The organism is Sphingopyxis witflariensis (genome assembly GCF_002205635.1).
GTDB classification, from domain to species: Bacteria; Pseudomonadota; Alphaproteobacteria; order Sphingomonadales; family Sphingomonadaceae; genus Sphingopyxis; species Sphingopyxis witflariensis.
Genome location: NZ_NISJ01000008.1, coordinates 1 through 20,000, shown reverse-complemented (window position 1 = coordinate 20,000; position 20,000 = coordinate 1). Strand labels below are relative to the sequence as shown.

19 protein-coding genes, 1 tRNA gene, 2 rRNA genes, 1 pseudogene and 1 other annotated feature (1 of these 24 running past the window's edge) are annotated in these 20,000 nt (G+C 61.2%); of the genes and pseudogenes, 14 read left to right on the top strand and 9 right to left on the bottom strand.

The features are described 5' to 3' along the window. The 6 genes from CDQ91_RS14225 to CDQ91_RS14200 form a co-directional block, all read left to right on the top strand. Positions 1-654 (top strand): 23S ribosomal RNA (locus CDQ91_RS14225); it begins 2,141 nt to the left of the window's first position. A 132-nt stretch (positions 655-786) separates the two neighbouring features. Then, positions 787-901: ribosomal RNA gene (gene rrf / locus CDQ91_RS14220) — 5S ribosomal RNA — on the top strand. Positions 902-1,034: 133 nt separating this feature from the next. Then, positions 1,035-1,111 (top strand) — tRNA-Met (locus tag CDQ91_RS14215). A 468-nt stretch (positions 1,112-1,579) separates the two neighbouring features. After that, a protein-coding gene (locus CDQ91_RS14210) for an IS3 family transposase (RefSeq protein WP_088473103.1) occupies positions 1,580-2,727 on the top strand; the annotation gives its coding sequence in 2 pieces (ribosomal slippage) (positions 1,580-1,838 and positions 1,838-2,727; 1,149 coding nt in all). Positions 2,728-2,924: 197 nt separating this feature from the next. Then, entirely contained in the window at positions 2,925-3,359 is a 435-nt protein-coding gene (locus CDQ91_RS14205) for a (R)-mandelonitrile lyase (RefSeq protein ID WP_237245989.1), read from the top strand. A gap of 119 nt (positions 3,360-3,478) precedes the next feature. Then, positions 3,479-3,871 carry a cyclophilin-like fold protein gene (locus CDQ91_RS14200; protein ID WP_144036781.1) on the top strand — a complete coding sequence of 131 codons (393 nt, stop codon included), beginning with the start codon at positions 3,479-3,481 and terminating at the stop codon, positions 3,869-3,871. Positions 3,872-3,956: 85 nt separating this feature from the next. On the opposite strand, the gene CDQ91_RS14195 is transcribed toward CDQ91_RS14200, so the two are convergent. After that, positions 3,957-4,976, bottom strand: a complete 1,020-nt coding sequence (locus CDQ91_RS14195; RefSeq protein ID WP_158213687.1) for a serine hydrolase domain-containing protein — start codon at positions 4,974-4,976, stop codon at positions 3,957-3,959. A 128-nt stretch (positions 4,977-5,104) separates the two neighbouring features. Between CDQ91_RS14195 and CDQ91_RS14190 the strand changes: the two genes are divergently transcribed. The 4 genes from CDQ91_RS14190 (at position 5,105) to CDQ91_RS14175 (ending at position 10,833) form a co-directional block, all read left to right on the top strand. Beyond that, entirely contained in the window at positions 5,105-5,848 is a 744-nt protein-coding gene (locus CDQ91_RS14190; protein ID WP_088473397.1) for a GntR family transcriptional regulator, read from the top strand. Continuing rightward, positions 5,845-7,155, top strand: coding sequence for a protease-associated domain-containing protein (locus CDQ91_RS14185; protein ID WP_088473396.1), 1,311 nt, complete (start codon positions 5,845-5,847; stop codon positions 7,153-7,155). Before CDQ91_RS14190 ends, CDQ91_RS14185 begins: the two co-directional genes overlap by 4 nt. Positions 7,156-7,252: 97 nt before the next feature. Beyond that, positions 7,253-9,514, top strand: coding sequence for a TonB-dependent receptor (locus CDQ91_RS14180; RefSeq protein ID WP_088473395.1), 2,262 nt, complete (start codon positions 7,253-7,255; stop codon positions 9,512-9,514). An 86-nt stretch (positions 9,515-9,600) separates the two neighbouring features. After that, positions 9,601-10,833, top strand: coding sequence for a serine hydrolase domain-containing protein (locus tag CDQ91_RS14175; protein WP_088473394.1), 1,233 nt, complete (start codon positions 9,601-9,603; stop codon positions 10,831-10,833). A 135-nt stretch (positions 10,834-10,968) separates the two neighbouring features. Here the strand turns inward: CDQ91_RS14175 and CDQ91_RS14170 are convergent, their stop codons facing one another. Both CDQ91_RS14170 and CDQ91_RS14165 read right to left on the bottom strand, forming a co-directional pair. Beyond that, on the bottom strand, positions 10,969-11,841 hold the full coding sequence (locus tag CDQ91_RS14170; protein ID WP_088473393.1) for a hypothetical protein: 873 nt from the start codon (positions 11,839-11,841) through the stop codon (positions 10,969-10,971). After that, positions 11,838-12,281 carry a hypothetical protein gene (locus CDQ91_RS14165; protein WP_144036780.1) on the bottom strand — a complete coding sequence of 148 codons (444 nt, stop codon included), beginning with the start codon at positions 12,279-12,281 and terminating at the stop codon, positions 11,838-11,840. Before CDQ91_RS14165 ends, CDQ91_RS14170 begins: the two co-directional genes overlap by 4 nt. A gap of 274 nt (positions 12,282-12,555) precedes the next feature. On the opposite strand from CDQ91_RS14165, the gene CDQ91_RS14160 reads away from it, so the two are divergent. Then, on the top strand, positions 12,556-13,041 hold the full coding sequence (locus tag CDQ91_RS14160) for a hypothetical protein (protein ID WP_088473391.1): 486 nt from the start codon (positions 12,556-12,558) through the stop codon (positions 13,039-13,041). A 343-nt stretch (positions 13,042-13,384) separates the two neighbouring features. On the opposite strand, the gene CDQ91_RS14155 is transcribed toward CDQ91_RS14160, so the two are convergent. Further along, positions 13,385-13,783, bottom strand: coding sequence for a glutathione binding-like protein (locus CDQ91_RS14155; RefSeq protein WP_336579981.1), 399 nt, complete (start codon positions 13,781-13,783; stop codon positions 13,385-13,387). After that, a pseudogene (locus CDQ91_RS21970) lies at positions 13,778-13,924 on the bottom strand (glutathione S-transferase N-terminal domain-containing protein); the annotation flags it as partial. The gene CDQ91_RS14155 and the pseudogene CDQ91_RS21970, both read right to left, overlap by 6 nt. Before the next feature lie 221 nt (positions 13,925-14,145). On the opposite strand from CDQ91_RS21970, the gene CDQ91_RS14150 reads away from it, so the two are divergent. After that, entirely contained in the window at positions 14,146-14,979 is an 834-nt protein-coding gene (locus tag CDQ91_RS14150) for an EAL domain-containing protein (RefSeq protein WP_088473389.1), read from the top strand. Positions 14,980-15,116: 137 nt separating this feature from the next. On the opposite strand, the gene CDQ91_RS14145 is transcribed toward CDQ91_RS14150, so the two are convergent. Then, positions 15,117-16,613, bottom strand: coding sequence for a SulP family inorganic anion transporter (locus CDQ91_RS14145; protein WP_088473388.1), 1,497 nt, complete (start codon positions 16,611-16,613; stop codon positions 15,117-15,119). 59 nt (positions 16,614-16,672) lie between these two features. Then, positions 16,673-16,728: a sequence feature (sul1 is cis-regulatory element that is thought to sense ions involved in sulfur or methionine metabolism; They are found in Alphaproteobacteria), on the bottom strand. 210 nt (positions 16,729-16,938) lie between these two features. Here CDQ91_RS14145 and CDQ91_RS14140 point away from each other — a divergent pair. Continuing rightward, entirely contained in the window at positions 16,939-17,226 is a 288-nt protein-coding gene (locus CDQ91_RS14140) for a DUF6961 family protein (protein ID WP_144036778.1), read from the top strand. On the opposite strand, the gene CDQ91_RS22055 is transcribed toward CDQ91_RS14140, so the two are convergent. From CDQ91_RS22055 to CDQ91_RS14130, 3 genes are all read right to left on the bottom strand, one after another. Then, complete coding sequence (locus tag CDQ91_RS22055; RefSeq protein WP_158213686.1) at positions 17,190-17,492, bottom strand: hypothetical protein; 303 nt, start codon at positions 17,490-17,492, stop codon at positions 17,190-17,192. The two genes, CDQ91_RS14140 and CDQ91_RS22055, sit on opposite strands and share 37 nt — an antisense overlap. 66 nt (positions 17,493-17,558) lie before the next feature. Continuing rightward, positions 17,559-17,765, bottom strand: a complete 207-nt coding sequence (locus tag CDQ91_RS14135) for a cold-shock protein (RefSeq protein ID WP_088473386.1) — start codon at positions 17,763-17,765, stop codon at positions 17,559-17,561. A gap of 581 nt (positions 17,766-18,346) precedes the next feature. Next, positions 18,347-18,604, bottom strand: a complete 258-nt coding sequence (locus CDQ91_RS14130; RefSeq protein ID WP_088473385.1) for a hypothetical protein — start codon at positions 18,602-18,604, stop codon at positions 18,347-18,349. Between the two features lie 469 nt (positions 18,605-19,073). Between CDQ91_RS14130 and CDQ91_RS14125 the strand changes: the two genes are divergently transcribed. Beyond that, positions 19,074-20,000: hypothetical protein (locus tag CDQ91_RS14125; RefSeq protein ID WP_088473384.1), on the top strand; the 927-nt coding region annotated here is incomplete at its 3' end.

Sequence of the window (20,000 nt, the reverse complement as noted above, 5' to 3'; positions counted from 1 at the left end):
TCTGTGGCGGGTAGTTTGACTGGGGCGGTCGCCTCCTAAAGAGTAACGGAGGCGCGCGATGGTAGGCTCAGGACGGTTGGAAACCGTCTGCAAGAGTGCAATGGCATAAGCCTGCCTGACTGCGAGACTGACGAGTCGAGCAGAGACGAAAGTCGGTCATAGTGATCCGGTGGTCCCGAGTGGAAGGGCCATCGCTCAACGGATAAAAGGTACGCCGGGGATAACAGGCTGATGATTCCCAAGAGCTCATATCGACGGAATCGTTTGGCACCTCGATGTCGGCTCATCACATCCTGGGGCTGGAGCAGGTCCCAAGGGTTTGGCTGTTCGCCAATTAAAGTGGTACGTGAGCTGGGTTCAGAACGTCGTGAGACAGTTTGGTCCCTATCTGCCGTGGGCGTCGAAATTTGAGAGGAGTTGACCCTAGTACGAGAGGACCGGGTTGAACATACCTCTGGTGTACCTGTCGTGGCGCCAGCCGCGCAGCAGGGTAGCTATGTATGGACGGGATAACCGCTGAAAGCATCTAAGCGGGAAGCCTCCCTCAAGATAAGATTTCTTAGAGCCGTGGAAGACCACCACGTTGATAGATCGGATGTAGAAGCGCAGCAATGTGTGGAGCTAACCGATACTAATTGCTCTATTCGCACTTAAGAGTCCCACCATCAACGACAATCCTGAATGGCCAAAAGCCTCAGGAACGTCCGCGAAGTGGATGATTGTAGTCAGACAAATATTGCACGGACATCGATTGAAACCCGATTTTGACCCACGCCGGCCTCATTGCTTGGTGACCATGGCGTCAGTGACCCACCCGATCCCATCTCGAACTCGGACGTGAAACCTGACAGCGCCGATGGTACTGCTGCTTAAGCAACGGAAGAGTAGGACGTCGCCAGGCATTGTGGCCGACGTGCGGTACGAAATCAGAAAAACCCATTCACAAAGTTAAAAGGCCGGCAGAAATGCCGGCCTTTTGCTGTTTTACGGATCAGGCCGGTTGAACATCAACCCATCGATCCGCATATTGGTGGCGCGGGATGGAGCAGCCCGGTAGCTCGTCAGGCTCATAACCTGAAGGTCGTAGGTTCAAATCCTACTCCCGCAACCAATCACACCCAACCTCAGCACATCAACATACGCCCCCTCCGCCACCCGCCGCAGGGGGCCTTCCTGCGGCCGATCCACCTGCATCCGATCCATCCGCAGGCTCGGCCCAACGGTATCAGCGCGCTACCACCATGGAGCGCTGCATCAACGGAACTCTATCGATTCTGGCACTTCCAATGCAGTGCGCGCACGGCTTCGGCTGACATTCTTCCTGCCGTTCTCGCAATGACCATGGATATTATCCCCGCAGCTACGAGGATGCGGGTGCATCACCGACAGATGATGACCCCTGTGGATTCACATTTGAAGTGCAACGTGCGGAAGGTTTCGGCTGGGGTTTTGAAGCCGAGGCATTTTCTGGGTGTGTTGTTGTCGTTTGCGATGATGGCGTCGATGGCTTTGGCTGACTGGCCTGCTGCCGGTTTGGTGGACACCGAGATAGGGTGTTTCCACCTATCGGAGGTCCACAATGCAAAGAAGGAAGTTCAGCCGCGAGTTCAAGCTTGAGGCGGTGAGGATGGTCCGCGAACGCGGGGTGACGATCGCCCAGGCGTCGCGCGATCTGGATGTGCATGCGAACGTGCTGCGTAAATGGGTCCGGGAGCTTGCCGCCGATCCGGGTCATGCCTTTCCCGGTCACGGTCAGATGAAGCCGGAGCAGATGGAGATCGATCGCCTGCGGCGCGAGCTGGCCAAGCTGAAGGCGGAACGCGACATCCTAAAAAAAGCCGCCGCCTACTTCGCGAGGGACTCGATATGAAGTTCCAGTTCATCGCGAAGCACCGAGGGATCTGGCCGGTGGCATGGATGTGCGGGGCGCTCGGTGTCTCGCGAAGCGGTTTCCATGCCTGGCTGATCCGCCCGCCGTCGCAGCGTGCCCGCGACGACGAGGTGATCGGTGCCAAGGTCCGTGCCAGCCATGTAGGAAGTTATCGCACCTATGGTGCGCGCCGTGTCTGGCACGATCTGCTGGCCGACGGGGTATCCTGCGGCTTGCACCGGATCGAACGACTGATGCGGGCGCAGGGTCTGCGAGCAAGGCCGCGGCGACGCGGGCTTCCCAAGGATCATGGCGAGCGGTCGGTCATCGCCGGCAATGTGCTGGATCGCCAGTTCACGGCAGACAGGCCGAACCAGAAGTGGGTCGCAGACTTCACCTATATCTGGACGGCCGAAGGATGGCTCTACGTTGCTGCGGTGATCGACCTGTTCTCGCGCCGGGTAGTCGGATGGTCGATGAGCGCCACCATGACAGCCCAGCTCGTCACCGATGCGCTGATCATGGCGATCTGGCGGCGTGGCAAACCCGACGCGCTGCTGCATCACTCGGATCAGGGAAGCCAATATACCAGCGAGCAGTTCCAGCGGCTGATGGCCGATAATGGGGTTACCTGCTCGATGAGCCGGTCCGGCAATGTATGGGATAATGCCGCCATGGAGAGCTTCTTCTCCTCGCTCAAGACCGAGCGGATCGGGAAGAAAATCTACCGCACGAGGGCGCAGGCGAAGGCCGACGTGTTCGATTATATCGAATGCTTCTACAACCCGACCCGGCGTCACTCGACCCTGGGTTACCTCAGTCCCATCGACTTCGAACGTGAAGCTGGGGTAGCCTGAATGAACTTATCTCGGCGTCCATCAAACCGGCAGCAGGCCAATGTGATCCCGTTCGACAAGTTCACGACCTTTTTCGAGCAGCACCTGGCTGGAGGCAAAGGATGAAACTCCTGACGGTAATTGCCTGTACCCTTCCATTGCTGGCGTGCACGCCGGAGCCCCAACGAGGCTCGCCCGCGCTAAGCGAGGCGACCGATGTGCGTAGCGCTGCCGCCGATGGTGCGGGGATGGAAGTCAGTCGGAGCGCGGCACGACCGCCCGCCCGCGGGCCAGACGCATGGTTCACGGGCCCCGTCACCATCACCCCGCTGTTCAACCCGAAAGGGCAGTCGCAGGTTGGTGCGGCCTTGGTGCGCTTCGAGCCGGGCGCCCGCACCGCGTGGCACAAGCACCCGCTGGGGCAGCGTCTCGTGGTTCTGGAAGGGAGCGGGTGGACCCAGGTCGAAGGCGGTCCGATTGAGGCCATCCATGCCGGCGATGTCATATGGTGTGCGCCTGACGTGCGCCATTGGCATGGTGCAACTCCGACCAGTTCGATGGCCCACATCGCCGTACAGGAAGCCGATAATGGCTCACCCGTCGAATGGATGGAGCATGTGCATGACGATCACTATGCGAACGGGCCCCAGTGATGCGCCGAGCGGCGATAGCGATTGGCGCCTTGACGCTAAGCGCTTGCAGCCCTCCTGCAGCGTCGAGCAGTTCGAGTGTCGAACCTGGAGGTGACGTCCACAGGGAATCCGCCACGCAAATGGGTTCGCCAATCACTGCAACTGAGAAAGGGATCGGCATGCATCCGATGGAGATACTGATTGCATCCGATAGGACTCAACTGAGTGCCAAATTGGCGGATAACGAGGCGGCGCGGGCGCTCGCAGCGATGCTGCCGCTGAAAATACAGATGCGCGATCATCTTCGCCAGGAGAAGACGGGCGTCCTCCCGTCGGCGCTGCCCGGTGGCGGCCGGCAGACCGAATTTTCGGTCGGCACGCTGGGGTTATGGGGCGACCGGGATTTTGTGATCTACTACCGAGCGGGACATGTGCCTGCGCCGGGCATCGTCGTCCTTGGGCACGTCCGGGGCGATCTCTCCCTGTTCGACAATTCTGATGGCGTCTCGATTTCGCTTCGGCAAGCCGACTGATGAACGCTTAGCTCTTCACAGCGAACGGCTGCTTCTTTCGATCTGAACCTGAAAGCCGACCGACCGCAATCGGCCAAGAGCCCTTTTATTGGCTGGTTGGCGACAGGAAGAATGACAGGAAATGGGCATCGGACCAGCCACTCGCCTTGCCGGCGGCGAGTGCTGCGATATCGAGCTTTGCCTGCCGGACGATCGTCAGGCGCCGCGAGGGGATGACATACAGACGCTGATCGCCCGCGCCCGCCGCGACCACGAGGTCGGCGGGGAGCTTGTCGGCGTGCTCGACGATGTCGGTGGAGCGCGTGACGGGGTCGCCAGCGGCACTTGCTCGCGGTAGCCACCAGGTCAGGCCATAGGCCGGGTTGGCGTCGCTGCCCCTGAACAACTCGACAAGGGTCGCCGGATCGATGAGCGGCGTTCCATTGAGGGTGCCCCCGCTGCGAACGAACTCGCCGATCCGGGCCCATTCATCCGCCGCGAGCACAAGGCCTTGTGGCATCAGCGGTGCGCCGTCGGGGCCGTTCCGCCAGCTTCCGATCTTGACGCCTATCGGGGTGAGGATCCGGTGCTCGATATAGGTGCGGGGATTGGGGTCGAGACCGGCGACGGTGAGCTTACGGCGCATAATTTCGCCGATGATTTGCATCGGCGCTGGGCCATATTGGAATTTCGCCCCCGGCGCGGCGGTCAGCGGTGCCCTGGCAGAATCGAGATAGCCCAGCGGCCTGCCGACGGTCGAGGCCTGTCCCCCCGTCATCGTGAGCAGTTGGCGGATCGTGATCGCCGCCCTTTGTGGATCGTCCCGCCATTCGGTGAGCGTATCCGCCGCGCGCTCGTCGAGCGTGAGCAGGCCGTCCTGAACCGCCGCCGCCGCCATCAAACCGACAAGGCTTTTGGTCCCCGACCAAAGCTCCTGCGGCGTTGAGGTGTCGGCCGAACGGCAGCGAATCTTCCCGTCCTCCAGCACCAGCAGCGCGACTCCGTTATGAGCTGACGAATAGACGAGCGCTTCGGCGCAGCCGGGCAGAGGAGAGGGCTTGGCCTGTGCGGCGGGGATGGTGGCGCAGCCGGCGAGAAGGAGAAGAAGGGGGGCAATGCGTTTCAAGTCCGGCTCCATTTCCATTGCTTGTCTTTGTAAATATTATCGATAATAATGTCGTTTGCAATCATCATTTGCGCGTGTGGGCCGTCCGATTAGGATGGTGGCGCGAGCAATAGCCCGAACGGAGAACAATGGCCGCGACGAAGACCGAAGACGACAGCGCGCCGACGCAGGACCGCGTGATCGCGCGCCTGTTGATCGACGACATCGTGGAATGGCGCATCCCGCCCGGAACCTGGCTGCGCGAACGCGAGATCGCGGCGCGTTTCGATGTAAGTCATGCTCCTGTTCGTGAGGCTTTTCGTCATCTCGCCAGCATCGGACTGGTCAAGGTCGTGCCTTGGCGCGGCGCTTATGCGATCGACGTCGACGATCATGGCGCCGATGAAATCTATGAGTTGTGGAAGGCGCTGTTCGGCGTCGTCTGCCGCCTGGCCTGCACAGCGATGAGCGACCGCGACGGGCGCGAACTGATGCACCGGCTGATCGAATATAAGGATGTGACCGAGCGGACGTCCAACTCTGCCGAGCATTTGCGGGTCTCCAACCGGATCGGGCGCTTCATCGCCAAGCGCTCGAACGCCCCGATGGCGCTGGAGCTGCTCGACCGTCTGGCGCTGCTCGCGCGCTGGCAGCACAATGTCTACACCGACGAGTTTATCGCGGCGCATGGTGAGGGCGAGGTGGGCCGCCGCTCGGCGGTGCTTTACGAACAGCTTTGCCGGCACATCGTTGCGCGTGAGCCTGACGACGCCGATCGCGTGGCGCGGGACCTGATCGCGACATCACAGCAGAATTTTGCTGAGGCGATGGCGGAATATAAGGCGCGGCGGAGCACCGCAAAATCCGGCCGCCGCCGGGCGCGTACGTCGTGACGGGCGTATGGACCGACCGGCGGAGCCTGCTCAAGGCGGGAATCTCCGCGCCGATCATGCTGGAGGCAGCGTCCGCCGCCGCTGCTGGGGGCAGCGACCCATTCGCGTCCGAGCGGCTGTTCGCCGATGTGAAGACCTATGCTGAAGCAGGTAGCAAGCAGTCGGGCGGGATCGGAGACCGCTGGATTGCCGACTGGACCGCGCGGCGACTGTCTGATGCCGGTTTTGCAGTTGAGCGCCAGTCGTTCGACGCGCCCTGGTTCGAGGCGGCGACAAGCGAATTGAGGCTCGACGACCGGAAAATTCCTCTGGTGGCGCAGCCACTGGCGGTTCCAACAGGGCCCGGCGGGATTGACGCACCGCTGCGGCTTGCCGATGTGAGCGATAACTTGGATGGAGCGATTGCGGTGGTGCGCTTGCCCTATCGTCGCTGGTCGAGCCTGCTCGACCGGGCGGTGTGCGATCCATTGACCGACGCGCTGACGCGGGGGGCGGCTGCGGTGATCCTGGTGACGACGGGGCCGACCGGCGAGGCACTGCTTCTCAATGCGCCGGCCGATGCGCCATTGTCGGACAGGCCGCTCGCATTGCTGGCGCCCCGGCTGGCGTCGCCCGTCATCGAGGCGGCGCGGCGCGGCCTGTCGGCGACGCTGGTGCTGGACGGTAAGGGCGGTTTGCGGGCCGCAGAGAATGTTGTGGCGCGGCGCGTGCGCGACGGGCGCCGTTGGGTGGTCGTATCCACGCCGCGTTCGGGCTGGACAGATTGTGCGGGCGAACGCGGCCCGGGGCTCGCGATCTGGCTGGCGCTGGCCGAGTGGATGCCGCACGCTTTTGCCGATCACAGCCTGCTCTTCGTCTGCAACAGTGGGCATGAATATGAGAATCTGGGTGCGAGTCATATCGTCGAAAAGGTCGGGCCGCCGCCCGCCGAAACCGATCTCTGGTTGCACCTTGGCGCGAATGTCGCGACGCGTGATTATCAGGAAATGCCGGGGCGGCTGCTGCCGCTGCCGAGCGCTGACCCGTTCCGCTTCCTAATGACTTCGACGGCTTTCGTTGATCGCGCGCGGGCGATTTTCAAAGGGCTGCCTGGGCTTGAGATGGCTTACCCTTCGAGCGAGGGTGTGGCAGGCGAACTCTCTGAAGTGGTCAAGGCGGGCTATCCGTACCACGCTGGAATCTTCGGCGCGCACCGCCATCATCATGCGCCGACCGATGATCTTTCTGTCGTCGCGCCTGAACCGCTTGCCGCTACGGCACAAGCGGTTCGCGACTTCCTGACCGCGATCATTCCCGCCCACCGCTGACTGGCGTCGCCGCTGCGGCGATGTTTCCGGCTTGACTCGCGCGTTCATTTGCACAAAATTATCGATAATAATCGCAATAAACACATGGGAGAGACTTATGGGACGCAAGGCGCAGCTTCTTTTCGGCACGGCCGCGCTCTGGGTGTTCACTGCGGCGCCTGCTTCCGCTCAGGATCAGGCTCCCGAGGCTCCCGAGGCTCCCGAGGCTCTCGCGGCTGGTGCGGCGGAGGAAGCGGGCGATGACGGTGCGATCGTCGTGACAGCGCGGCGGCGCGAAGAACGGTTGTCCGATGTGCCGACTGCGGCGTCGGTGATCGACATAGCTGCGCTTAATGATCGTGGCGGGGCGACCGGCAGCGGCGAACTGCTGGCCGATCAGCCAAGCGTGCGCTTCAACAACCTCAACTCGTCGATCACGTCCGAGATATCGATCCGGGCCTCGTCGACCGCGCGCGCGACCAATGGCGACCCGAGTGTCGGCCTCTATCGCAACGGTGCCTATATCGCGGGCGGGCCGGTCGGCGGGCGCAACTACACGCGTCTCGACATGCTCGATATCGGCCGGGTGGAGGTGCTGCGCGGCACGCAGGGCGCGCTTTATGGCCGCAACGCGGTCGGCGGCGCGATCAACATCATCTCGGCCGAACCCGAATTCGACCTGTCGGGCTGGGGCAGCGTAAGATACGGCTTCGAGACGAACAGCCTGCAATTGCAGGGTGCGGTCAATGTGCCGCTGGGCGACGGCATTGCGGCGCGGATCAGCGGCGACCTGATCGAACAGGACAAGGGGTTCTTCTACAATCCCGACAATGATGTCTATTTCGACCGGCAAAAGGGCCATGGCTTGCGTGGGCAGATCCGCCTGAAGCGCGGCCCGGTCGATGCGATCATCATGGCCGAGACGCAGCGGTTGACGACGCCGTCGATCCATTATCAGATCTTCATTCCGGCTGGTACGCCGGGTTTTCCCGGCGGCTATATCCAGGACCGTTTCCGTTATCCATGGAGCACCGCGCCGCGCGCATCGCAGGATGTCGACGGGTTGCAGGCGATCTTGCGGGTCGACCTTGGCGCAGCGAATCTGACCTCGACGACATCGTTCCGCAAACGCCACAGCGAATATGATCTCGACAATGATGCGGTCAGTCCCGCCGAACTGGCGCGTGCCCGCGCTGCGGGCGAAGTCGGCCCGCTGACCCCGCTCGACCCGAGCAGCGCCTCATATGTGGTCGATACCACCGACAATTTCTCGCAGGACATCCATGTCAGCGGATCGGGCGACCGGTTGACCTGGTTAGTGGGCGCGGAGATGCTGCTCCTCGATAGCGATTTCTCGGTAACGACGACGCGGACGCCGACGCTTGCCAATGTATCGCCGGGCAATATCGCGCCTGCACGGCTGCATTTCGAAAGCTACGCTGCTTATGGGTCGCTCGGTTTCGACCTGACCGACAGCCTGAATATCACTGGCGAACTGCGTTATACGCACGATAGCCGCAGCATCACCGCGCGGCTTTATGATCTGGGCACCGGGCTCGAAACCGGCGGGCCTTCGCGGATCATCGATGATAGCATTGCCGCCGACAATCTGTCGTATAATGCCACGCTGTCGTACAAGCTGACGCGTGATCTCCTCGCTTATGCCAAGGTCGGGAGCAGCTATCGCGCCGGCGGCTTCAACACGCGTCTGTCCGATCCACGCGCGCCAAGTCCGGTGCAAGTGCTGTTCGGCAACGAAAACAGCACCAGTTATGAGGTCGGCTTCAAGGGTAGTCCGATGCGTCGCGGCTATTTCGCCGTTGCGGGCTATTATACCGAACTCGAGGATTTGATTGCGCAGGTTGATGACGGCTGTGCGCTCACCAACCCGACCTGTCCGGTTGCGGCGGTCAGCTATCTTACCAACGCCGGCGATGCGAAGAGCTGGGGTGTCGAGGCCGAGTATAGCCAAGGCTTCGACCTTGGCACTGGCAATGGGCGCCTGGCGCTGAGCGGATCGCGGCAGGGCGGGAAGGTGAAGAGCGGGCGATACGACGGGCTGGACCTGGCGCAGGTGCCGGACTGGCTTGCTTCCGCCAATCTCAACCTGCGCTATCCGGTCGTGAAGGATGTTTCGTTGACCGGCAACATCCTTGTCAGCGGCCAATGGGGCGGGAAGCAGGAACTGACCGCGACCTCGGTCGACCTTGACGATTATGTGCTCGTCAATCTGCGCGTCGGGGTCGAGTTCGGGAAGATCAGTATCAGCGCCTTTGCGAACAACCTGTTCGACAAGACCTATTATGTCGCGCAGGCGCCGACGATCAATCGATACAGTCAGCCGCGGGTGATCGGCGTTGAAGGACGAATCTCGTTCTGATCAGGCGGCGATCACGCCGCATTCCACCGCGCCTTTGTGCGGTGCCTCCTTTCGAAGCGTGCAACGAAGAAGACGGGAGAGACGATATGGTGACAGGAAAGACATGGGCCTGGCTTGCCGCAGGCGTGGCGGTAATTGGCGCGGGTGCCTTTGCGCAAGGTGGCTTGATGGGCGGCGAGGCGGACGATGCCCGCCCTATGGTTCAGTTGCCGCCGACCGCGGCGGTCGCTGCGAAGTCTACTGCATTAGTCTCAGCGCCGGTAGCCCCGGCGAGCCTGACGGCGACCGTCGGCGGCTATACTTATGACTGGACAGCCTTGCAGGCGGCAATCGATGCCGACAGCGAGGTCGCCAACGCCTATATCATCGTCGGCAATGCAACCGATCCGGACTATCTGTTCGCCTATGAAAAGGGCAGTTTCGGGATCGACCGGGTGACGCCGCTGGCGTCGGCGTCGAAATGGTTCGCTGGCACGCTGGCGATGCGGATGGCGCAGGCCGGCATCGTCACGCTGGAGGACTCGATGCGCCCGCCGCTTGCGTTCTGGACGACGATCGGGACCAAGAAGGACGTCAAGCTGAAGCATGCGCTGTCTATGACCTCGGGCTTCAACGCCAGCCCGCTCGTCGGCGGTTGCCAGCTTTTGCCCGCGATGACGATCTATAATTGCGCGAAGAGTATCCACGACCTGCGGTACGACATCCTGCGGCCCGGCAATGCGCCGGGGGCGCAATATAGCTATGGTCCGCACGGCATTCAGGTGGCCGCCGCTTATCTCGAGGCGAAGGACGTCAGCATCCAGCCCGGAACGACACCCGCGCGCGAGCGGAGTTTTCATGAACTCTTCGCCCAGCATGTGACGACGCCGCTCGGAATGACCAGCACGACATGGTATGATCCGTCAGGCAGCGCGCCGACTAACCCTTGGGTCGCAGGCGGCGCCTATTCGACGGCCCGAGACTATGCCAAGTTGCTCCGCGCTTTGCTCGGCGGCACCTTCATCACCGACATGACGGGATTCACCCAGCCGCGCACAACTGGCCTGCCGCGCGTTTTCGTCCCGGGTGGTGCAGCGAACTGGGAATATGCGCTCGGATCTTTCGTCGAATGCGATACGCCGTCGGCCTGCGCGACGTCGAAGATCAATTCATCGCCGGGCGCTTATGGCTGGGTTGGCTGGATCGACCGCGAGACCGGCTATTATGGTCTGATTGCCGCCGAGATTTCGACCGGCGGCGACCGCAAGGGCACGGAGTTGGAGCAGGAAATGCAGGGGCTGATCGAGTCCGCTATCGAGAGCCGCGTACCTGCGTCCTAAGCTCTTGCTTCGCAGCGTTTTTGGTCCGGATGTCTGCTTCTCCAGATTCCGGACTAAAATCGGTCCGTCCGCTTCCGGCCAGCATCGGTAAGCACTGCGGCTTAGGCGATCGTGATCGGCTTCGATGTGAGATTCTCACTTCAGCTGCATCTCGATAGTGAATTCGCCGGCGGACGGCCCTGGGGCAGATAGGTCGCGCTGACCTTTCGGTCCGTCGGCATAGGCTTGAACGATTATGAAATATGTTCCGTCGGCCGGCAGGTATCGATCGAGCACGCTGTCATAACCCACGTCGCCTTTATACTGGGCGTCACTCGAACGGAGCATTTTCGGATCGCTCGGGCCGCGCGCTATCCAGACTAGGCTGTGGGCATCGGAAGAACGCACCGCTACCTTCACGCGCTGCGCCAATCGCCCTTCGAAGCGGTAGAGGACGGCCGCCCGCGCTGGGTCGAACCGGGACACAGCCGCCTGTGCAAAATTGCCCGAGATTAATTGCCCGGGAGCGATTGGGAATGCCGGTCCGTAATCGGTCGCGATCGTCGGGAGCTTCGTGATTCTGCGCATCCAGTCCGGTTCTGGCGGCGGCGGGGGAAGTGCCAAATCCAGCGACAACTCGAGTTGTGAACCCGGCGGAGCAATGGGCGCGAGATAATAGACTCCGTCTTTGGGCAGTTTTTGCCGAATGCGCGCGACGGTCGTCGCCTCCCGCGCGGCAAGGGCAGTGCCTTCGGCGTCATAAAGGACTGCAGCGATGAGGCCTGTGCCACGCAGTGTGATTGTGATCTCGCTTCCGGCCAGCGCCACAAACTGCCGCAGATTGGCGTCGCCCCCCGACATCTTCACCAGCGTGCCGGGAATGATGCGGGGGGGCGATCCGCGCGGTGGCGATGGTTCCGGTGGCGTCGTCTCGCGCAGATCGGGGAACGTCTGCGCGCTACCCGTAGGCACCTGCGCACCGGCTATCGGGATCGCAAAAAGGCTGGCCGCAGCCAGAAAGGCCTTCATTGGGCGCGTCCTCGGCGGCGCAGTTCCTCGAAAAACTTGCTGAGCTTTGCTTGATATTCAGCATCTGCTTGCGCGGCACGGGCTGCCGCACCGACGCGAGCATCCACTTCGCGGCGCTGCGCGATTATTGCGGCCCGCGCTGCCGCTTCTGCATCAGGCTGTGCGACAGGGGCCGCTTCTACCGTCAGAGCGGCTCCGGCGGGTTTAGGCGCCGGCTTGCCGGTGATCGCATAGGGACCGGTCCATCCTGTTACTGTGAACTGGCGCTTCTCCTCGGTCGTGATCACGTACTGCCGCCGGTTGAAATAGTCTTCGCCTTCGCTGGGGCTGGAATAATAGAACCAGCAGGTGACGCTCTCTTCGGTTCCAAGAGAAGCGCGAAAAGCGTTCTCGATGTCGACCGTGGACGTGCTCGGCGATTTTTGCATGAGCCCTGACATGCGATATATGTCCGTCGGTTCGCGCCGTTCGCACCACCCATAGGTCGTTTTTTCTGCCGCCTGTGCTGGCATGCTGATCAGACATATTGAAACCAAGATTGGCCAGGCTCGCATAGGCATTTCTCCCGGCTCCGGGCTAACCGACACGTCGTAGCGAAGCAATTTGGAAATATGGCGGGTAGCCGCTAAGCAAAACGCCGGACCGTAAGTCGCGGAATTCCATTGACGGACGCTGGCGACGCCAAAGCCGCCGGAATTTTATCGGGAGAAGTCATTGCCCATCGTCAGCCGCTCATTGCTTGCGCTCTTCTTCCCTTCGATGCTAATGGTCACACCGGCCTTCGCGGCACCGCCGCCGCCGCGGATCGATGTGATTGCCTACTCCGCTGACCTTGGCGAAGAAGGCCTTGCTGAAGCCTATGTTACGCTGGCGGCCTACTCCGGCGCGTTCGAGCGGGCTGCCCCGGGGACTGATCGCAGTAAGGTGCGGGCATGCGCAGCCTCGAATAGCGAGGCCTGCATTCGGGCCATCCTCACCGCACGTGGAGGGGCAGCTGTGATCATCGTCGTGCAAGGGGCGGGAGTTGGCATCCAGAAATGGACTTGCTTCGGCTCGGGTGGCACCCCGGTCGACGCCGCAAAACAGACAGCCACGATCAATTTGCAAGTTGCTTTCTTTGGCGAACGGCAGGCTAAATTTCAGCAATCTCTGTTTGCGACTGCCTGTATCATGTCGGCTGCCGCCGAGAGTGGGTGGTAAAGATCACCGTGAAGTTGTCGACGAACGCCAGTTTCTAAGCCCGAGTCCTCGAAGTTGCAAAATGGCGATCTCCCAGATGCTGCGGCCGCCGCACTCTTTGACGTTCGTCACATTGGCAAGGTCCGCTATACCCGGTTCGGTGCCAAGAAGCGGTCAGTCTCCTACCGGCCAATTACTGTCCAACGTGAGGTTCTTCTTGGGCCGCCCTCGACCTCAATCTGAAAGCGAACGACAGAGATGCTTCCGGCCCGGCTTCAAGAAGGCGCCAGTTTCGTTTGCAGAGGTAGAGGCCTGGAAGAGGCGACGTTCAATATTCGGAAGGAGGCCGGGAGGACTTGTTCCGCTAGTTGAATGGCTCACTCGACACGCTTGGCCGCGAGGATACGCGGGCATGCCAAGCTTCTACAGCCGGGTTCCCCGCCACAGGATCGAGCCCGATTAGCGCTGCGAAATCGATGACCGTAACGGCGGCGATATCGGCAATCGTGAACTTGTCGCCGGTCAGGAACGACCGGTCATCCGTTAAATCGGTATCGAGCCACTGCATGGCGCGCGCCAGCACCGTTCGGTTGGATTCGCCAAAAACTTTGTGCTGTTCGATCAGCGCGGCGGTAGCCGGATGCGCGTGGCGCCAGAACATCTTCGTGGGCTCCCCGATCTGGATATCAATCCGGCGCGTCCACATATCGACCATCGCCCTTTGCTTCGCATTGTCTCCAAATAGTGGCGGATCAGGGTGCAGTTCGTCGAGATATCGGCATATCGCGATCGTTTCGGAGATCGTCGTGCCATCGTCCAGTTCAAGGACCGGCACCTGACCCAGTGAATTGCGGCCAAGGTGAGCGGCCGACCTATGCTCGCGATCGGGCAAGCTCAGCATAACCTCGGCTGTGAATCGGCACCCAAAGCCGGACCCCGGCTAATTTGAGCTATCACACTGAAATTGTGCCAGAACGACAGTTGACGCAGTACTGGGATCGGCGGCCATCGGGACCCCTCAGGCGAGCAAAAAAGGACACATTCTCAGCAACCTGTTTGAAAGAACGGTGGGGTCCCGGATTGCACGCCTATCGACAGCGTGAGGCCGCAGAGAGCCGCAGGTCTATGCTGCGCGAGGCGCGCGAGGCTCTCCGCGACGATCGGATCATCCCCTTCTATCAGGCAAAGATCGACCTTCGCAGCGGCGACGTCATCGGTTTCGAAGCTTTGCTGCGCTGGCACCATCATCGGCGCGGTCTTCAGCCCCCCGACAGCATCCAGGCCGCCTTCGATGACAGCCTGCTGGCGAGCGAGCTGACCGACCGGATGATCGATCGCGTACTCGCTGACATTGTGGAGTTTGGCGATAAGGGGGTTGCCTTCGGTCGCATCGCGATCAACGGCGCGCTTGCGGACTTCAGGCGTGACGACTTCGCGGATCGCATTCTCGAAAAATTTAAGCGGGCTGGCCTGCCACCGACTTTGCTTGAGCTTGAGGTGACGGAAAGCGTCTTCGTCGATCATCTCGCGCTCAATGTTGAGCGGGCTTTGCGAGCGCTGGTAGCCGAGGGCGTGTCGATCGCGCTTGACGACTTCGGGACGGGCTATGCTTCATTGACGCATCTGCAGCAGTTTCCGGTCGATGTGCTGAAGATCGACAGATCGTTCATTTCACGCCTCGACAGCGCGGACAGCGCCGATTTCGCAATCGTTCACGGCGTGATCGACATTGCGCATCGTATGAACATCGTCACGGTCGCGGAGGGAGTAGAAAACGATAATCAGCTAGTCCAGCTGCGCAGCCTGGGCTGCGATATCGCGCAAGGCTATCTTTTCAGCCGCGCGATCAGCGCCGAGCGCGTACCAGCCTGGCTACGAAAATGGGCACAGAATCTTCCGGTCTGGTCGGAGGCGGCGACCGGCCGGGCCACTGCCGACCCGCCCACCCGCTCGGCATGACCGAAGGAAGCCCTCTCCCGGCTACTCGCGCCCAGGCCGCTAACTAGCGAGTCAGCTTCCCTCGGCGCCGAACGGTCCGCCGCTTCCGATCAGCGATCAGAACCGACGGCCTGTCGTCGATCATTCCCTGCCAGGCGTTAGTGCGGAACCGCGCCGAGTTCGAAACCGGTCTTGTCGTGCAGCGCAAACTTATCGACGATGTCGGCGCTTGCCCGGTTGTAGCCGACGACCTCGACCGAGTGGCCCTTGCGGTGCAGGCGCGCAATGACCTTGTCGAGCGCACCGACGCCCGAAATGTCCCAGAAATGCGCCGCTGAAACGTCGATGAGAATGTTAGCGGCGGTTTCGTCCGCGAGGAAGCTGCGGGTGAAGCGCTCGACCGAGGCGAAGAATATCTGCCCCGTCACGAAATAGGTTGCCCGTATGCCGTCTTCGGTAATGTCGCGGCGTACTTCGAACATCCGCTGGACCTTCGCGGCGAAGAAGATACCCGATAACAATACGCCGGCGAGGACGCCGAGTGACAGGTCGTGCGTCGCCACGACGACGACCACGGTCGTCACCATAACGATCGACGAGGTCGGCGGATGGCGGCGCAGGTTGGCGATCGAATTCCAGCTAAAGGTCCCGATCGACACCATGATCATGACCGCAACGAGCGCGGGCATCGGCATGCGGCCGACATAGGGTCCGAGCACGGCGAGCAGGATGAGCAGCGTCGCCCCCGCGGTGAAGGTCGAAAGCCGCGTGCGGCCACCCGAGGTCACGTTGATGACCGACTGGCCGATCATCGCGCAGCCGCCCATGCCGCCGACCAAGGCGGCGGCGATGTTGGCGCTACCTTGCCCCGCGCACTCGCGGCGCTTGTCGCTGTCGGTGTGCGTCATGTCATCGACGATTTGTGCGGTGAGCAGTGATTCAAGCAAGCCCACCGCGGCCATCGTCAGCGAATAGGGAAGGATGATCTGCAGCGTCTCCAAGGTGAGCGGGACGTTCGGCAGGACGATGCTCGGCAATCCTTCGGGCAGCTTGCCCATATCGCCGACGGTGTTCACCGGCAGGCCGAACCAGATGCTGATGACCGACAGGACGAGGATTGCCACGAGCGGCGATGGCACCGCTTTGGTGAGACGCGGCAGCAGATAGATGATGGCAAGCCCGCCCGCGATCATCGCATAGGCTTCCCAGGTCACGTTAATGAGCTGCGGGAGCTGCGCCATGAAGATGAGGATCGCGAGCGCGTTGACGAACCCCGTGATTACCGAGCGCGACACGAATTGCATGACGAGGTCGAGCCGCAGCAGGCCGGCGATGATCTGGATGAGGCCCATCAGGATCGTCGCGGCGAAAAGATATTCGACACCATGATCGCGGACGAGCGGAATGACGAGCACAGCGACCGCGGCAGTCGCCGCCGAGATCATTCCGGGCCGTCCACCGGTGAAGGAGATGACGATCGCAATCGCGATCGAGGCGTAGAGACCCACGCGCGGATCGACGCCCGCAATGATCGAAAATCCGATCGCCTCGGGGATAAGGGCGAGTGCGACAACTATCCCTGCGAGAATATCGGCGCGTGCGGTCGCGGCGCCGGCGAACCATTGCTGGCGGTAAGCGGAAAGTCCGTTGAACATGAAAAGCTCACATCAAGACACATGGCGTCCGGAAGGACGCTCTCGATTTGCATGTGCGATGTTGTCCGGCGGATCGGCGGCCGGAATAGCCACCCGGAGTTGCACCGGGTCCATTGCGAATAGCGGCCCCTATCCCGATGTACGGCGCAATTGCAAGCATGGGTCTTTATCGACTGCGGCGCGAATTTTCCCGAATCTATCGGTTCGAAAACGGCCAATTATGAACTTTCAGGCTGGGGTACGATCGAATCCTCCAGAAAACGCATTTTTTGACGCTCGCGGTTCCGGTGTTATGATCCACCCAAATATAATCGGAGTCGCACAGATGGGAATGCAGGCTGACCATGACCTTTGGAGTCAGGCGCTCGCTGCGGAGCGCCGGTACGGGGACTCAGGTCCCGACATCATTGCGCAGCAAGTTCAGAAACTGATGGCGGCGGGCGAATATCGGGAAGCCGAATTTTGGTCACAGGTAGCAGAATGTCTAAGCGACCTGCATGCCATCCGCTTTCCGGGCGAATCCAAGGCAATGAGCAGCGTTAATACCGATACTTCATGGCTGCACTCTCCTGCCGATCAGCCGATCATGTCGGCGATGAGCTGGCGGAGCTGACGACGCGAAAGCGTCGGCGAGCGTCGTCTGGCCGGGGATAAGGTGATCGCCTTACCGGCGAGCGAAAGCCCCGACAGCGCGGGGAATAGAGATAAATTCTGTAGCATATTTTTAACTTCGTAGCGGCCGATGCGTTGCGCTCTGCCGCAACGGCGGGAGCCGCGGGCAGGACGACAACGCGCCAGCATGGTTTTGGATCGTGTAATGAACGACTGGCCGGACGCCGAAGGCGATCCGGCCAGCAGAAGCAACGGCGCAACCGTCACATTTGCATAGGCTAAACTCTACGGTCGATCGGTTTGATGACGCGAATAGAGAAGCCTTATGCGCGATCAGGCCGACTGGAGGTTGACCGCCGAAATCTTGCCATCGCGACCCTTTTCAAGGTCGTAGGAAAGACGCTGGTCCTTGTCGAGCGACGCCATTCCGGCGCGTTCTACGGCGGTGGCGTGGACGAAGCTGTCGCCCGAGCCATCTTCATTTGCAATGAAGCCATAGCCCTTGTCGGAGTTGAAGAATTTTACGGTGCCGATTGGCATGGGATGTTTCCTTTCACGAAAACGAAACCCGTCAGCAAAAGCGCGGACGGGGCTGGTGGCGTGAGAAGGGAAGATCGGCGCTGATGGCGTAAAAATTCCGTCGCATGCGACGTTAGCAACATGGATATGGTGATAATTCTTGGAAAAACAATGGTCAGAAAAAACGTAGCGCGTTCCCGATCGATCCGCCGAAGCAAGATTTCGCTTGTTCCCCAAGGCAGCGCATAGCCATTCGGTTTTAGTCGCCCCCTTTTGCTTTTGTGCGGTAGCAGATGGAGCAACAATATCGTCCACTGGTGGCGCGCGTGAAATATGGAGCACAGCAAAAAGGCCCCGCGGAGGGCGAGGCCTTTTCGTTCCCCTGAATGGCAACCCAGGAGAAAGCTCCATCCACCTTCAGGCGGTTGCGGCCTGAAGGCATCAGAAAGGCGATAGATCCATCGCCTGACCGGAGCCGTTAGCCCTTTCTCCCGGGGGTCGTGACACGGAAGCCAAGGCTTCTCGTTCAATCGTTTTGGGGTCTGAAAGTTCCGCTCAACAAAACGTGAAACTTCCGCCTGCCGTAGCGCATGGAGCTGCCGCTATTTGACGGCTTCCTGGGCCGCATCGCCAACATTCTGAGCAGCATCCCCGACCTTCTGCGCCGCCTCGGTGACGGCGCCTGTTTCGGCCCTCTCGTTGCCGAGGAATTGAAACGCGACAAATGCGGCTATGGCCAGTGCGGCAAGGACGAGGAGCGTCATCCCAGTCCCACCAACGCGTTTCGGATCGCGATCGACGATCGTGGTGGTATGTGTTGTGCCGTCGGGTTCGCGGGTCGTGTGGATTTCATCAGCCATTGGAACCTCCTCTGAAAGATATCGCGTAGGACGCATCCTGCGGGCGAAGGTTCCTGTCCTGACCGCTTTTCGGCCATTAGCGATAGTCGCCCGTATGGGGAAAACCGGGCCCGATCGGCGATGCGATTTCATCCGTAGGGAGCCAAGCGGACAGGCTCGGACACGCATGTGGGGGCGGGAAAGCCTTGCATGAGTACCCCAATTGAAATCCGGGAAGGAGTCGCGCGCTGGCCGACGTTCTTCGGGATGTTTATGGCGGCTGTGCTGGAGCCGAACTGATCGTTGTCGACGGGGCAATGGGGGCGTCGGGGCGCGCGTTCAAGACAGGCCGGCAGGGCCGATTCCGAGCTCGTGAGGCCAGCGACCAAAGGCGGAAACGCAAAGGCCGGCGCCCTTTCTTGCCGCCATGGATTAAATCGGCACGCGCGGACGTTTTACGACCAGAAGCCATTACCGACCGGAGACCGTCTTGCGTTACGCCACCGCTTATGTCCTGCTGCTCCTTGTTCTGCCTTCATCGCTGAAAGCTCAGACCGGCGAAGAGGCGCCCCGGCTCGTCCGACCGGAGTCAGCGGCCCGTGCCGAGATGCTTTCGGCCGTCGAATATCAGCGGTTCGAACTCGATGGCGACGCGGAGGTAGAGAAGCTGACGATGCCGATAACCGGAAGGTTGACGACCGGCCGGCTGCGCATCAGCGCGCAATTGCCCTATGTCCGGGTTTCGGGACCCGGCAATGTGGTGGCACCGAGCGGTCCGCTGGGACTTCCGATTCTCGTCGATCCGTCGCGGCCGGCAGAGGTTCGCAGCCGTGCCGGCTTCGGCGACGCCAGGTTGGGGGTCGCATATGATCTGGGCATCCCGGCGGTCAATGCATCACTCAACGCAGGGGCAAAACTGCCGACGGCGTCGGTGAAAAAGGGGCTGGGAACGGGAAAAGCCGATTATTGGATCGGAGCCGATGTTTCGACCACCGCGGGGGCCGTCACGCCGTTCGCGGGGATCAATTTCACGAGGATGGGCGACCCCGAAAATTTCGAACTGCACGATACGATCTCGGGCCAGGCGGGCGCGGCGCTTCGCCTCGGCGGATCGGCATCCGCGCATGTCGGCTACAGCTACTCGGAAAGCGCCGACGATCTCTCGCAAGATGATCAGCGTCTTTTCGGCGGCGTCAATACCGCCCTTGGAAAGCGCGTGTCGCTCGGCATCTATGGTTCCGCGGGCGTGGCCGGGCCGGCCAACGTCGGAGCGGGCGTAAGCCTGGGCATTGATCTGCCCCCTTCTGAGTGGTCCAAAATTGATGATATTTTGGATTACGAAGGAGATTATGAATGCCGAGCAAGAAGCATCGCCCGGAAGAGATTATTGGCAAGCTGCGTGAAGCGGAGGTTGTGC

Excerpts from the sequence above, each read along its gene's own strand:
- CDQ91_RS14200 (WP_144036781.1), top strand. The coding sequence starts at position 3,479 with ATGGGTTCGCCAATCACTGCAACTGAGAAAGGGATCGGCATGCATCCG.
- CDQ91_RS14190 (WP_088473397.1), top strand. The coding sequence starts at position 5,105 with ATGGCCGCGACGAAGACCGAAGACGACAGCGCGCCGACGCAGGACCGC.
- CDQ91_RS14180 (WP_088473395.1), top strand. The coding sequence starts at position 7,253 with ATGGGACGCAAGGCGCAGCTTCTTTTCGGCACGGCCGCGCTCTGGGTG.
- CDQ91_RS14175 (WP_088473394.1), top strand. The coding sequence starts at position 9,601 with ATGGTGACAGGAAAGACATGGGCCTGGCTTGCCGCAGGCGTGGCGGTA.
- CDQ91_RS14170 (WP_088473393.1), bottom strand. The coding sequence starts at position 11,841 with ATGAAGGCCTTTCTGGCTGCGGCCAGCCTTTTTGCGATCCCGATAGCC.
- CDQ91_RS14165 (WP_144036780.1), bottom strand. The coding sequence starts at position 12,281 with ATGTCAGGGCTCATGCAAAAATCGCCGAGCACGTCCACGGTCGACATC.
- CDQ91_RS14150 (WP_088473389.1), top strand. The coding sequence starts at position 14,146 with ATGCTGCGCGAGGCGCGCGAGGCTCTCCGCGACGATCGGATCATCCCC.
- CDQ91_RS14145 (WP_088473388.1), bottom strand. The coding sequence starts at position 16,613 with ATGTTCAACGGACTTTCCGCTTACCGCCAGCAATGGTTCGCCGGCGCC.
- CDQ91_RS14140 (WP_144036778.1), top strand. The coding sequence starts at position 16,939 with ATGGGAATGCAGGCTGACCATGACCTTTGGAGTCAGGCGCTCGCTGCG.
- CDQ91_RS14135 (WP_088473386.1), bottom strand. The coding sequence starts at position 17,765 with ATGCCAATCGGCACCGTAAAATTCTTCAACTCCGACAAGGGCTATGGC.
- CDQ91_RS14130 (WP_088473385.1), bottom strand. The coding sequence starts at position 18,604 with ATGGCTGATGAAATCCACACGACCCGCGAACCCGACGGCACAACACAT.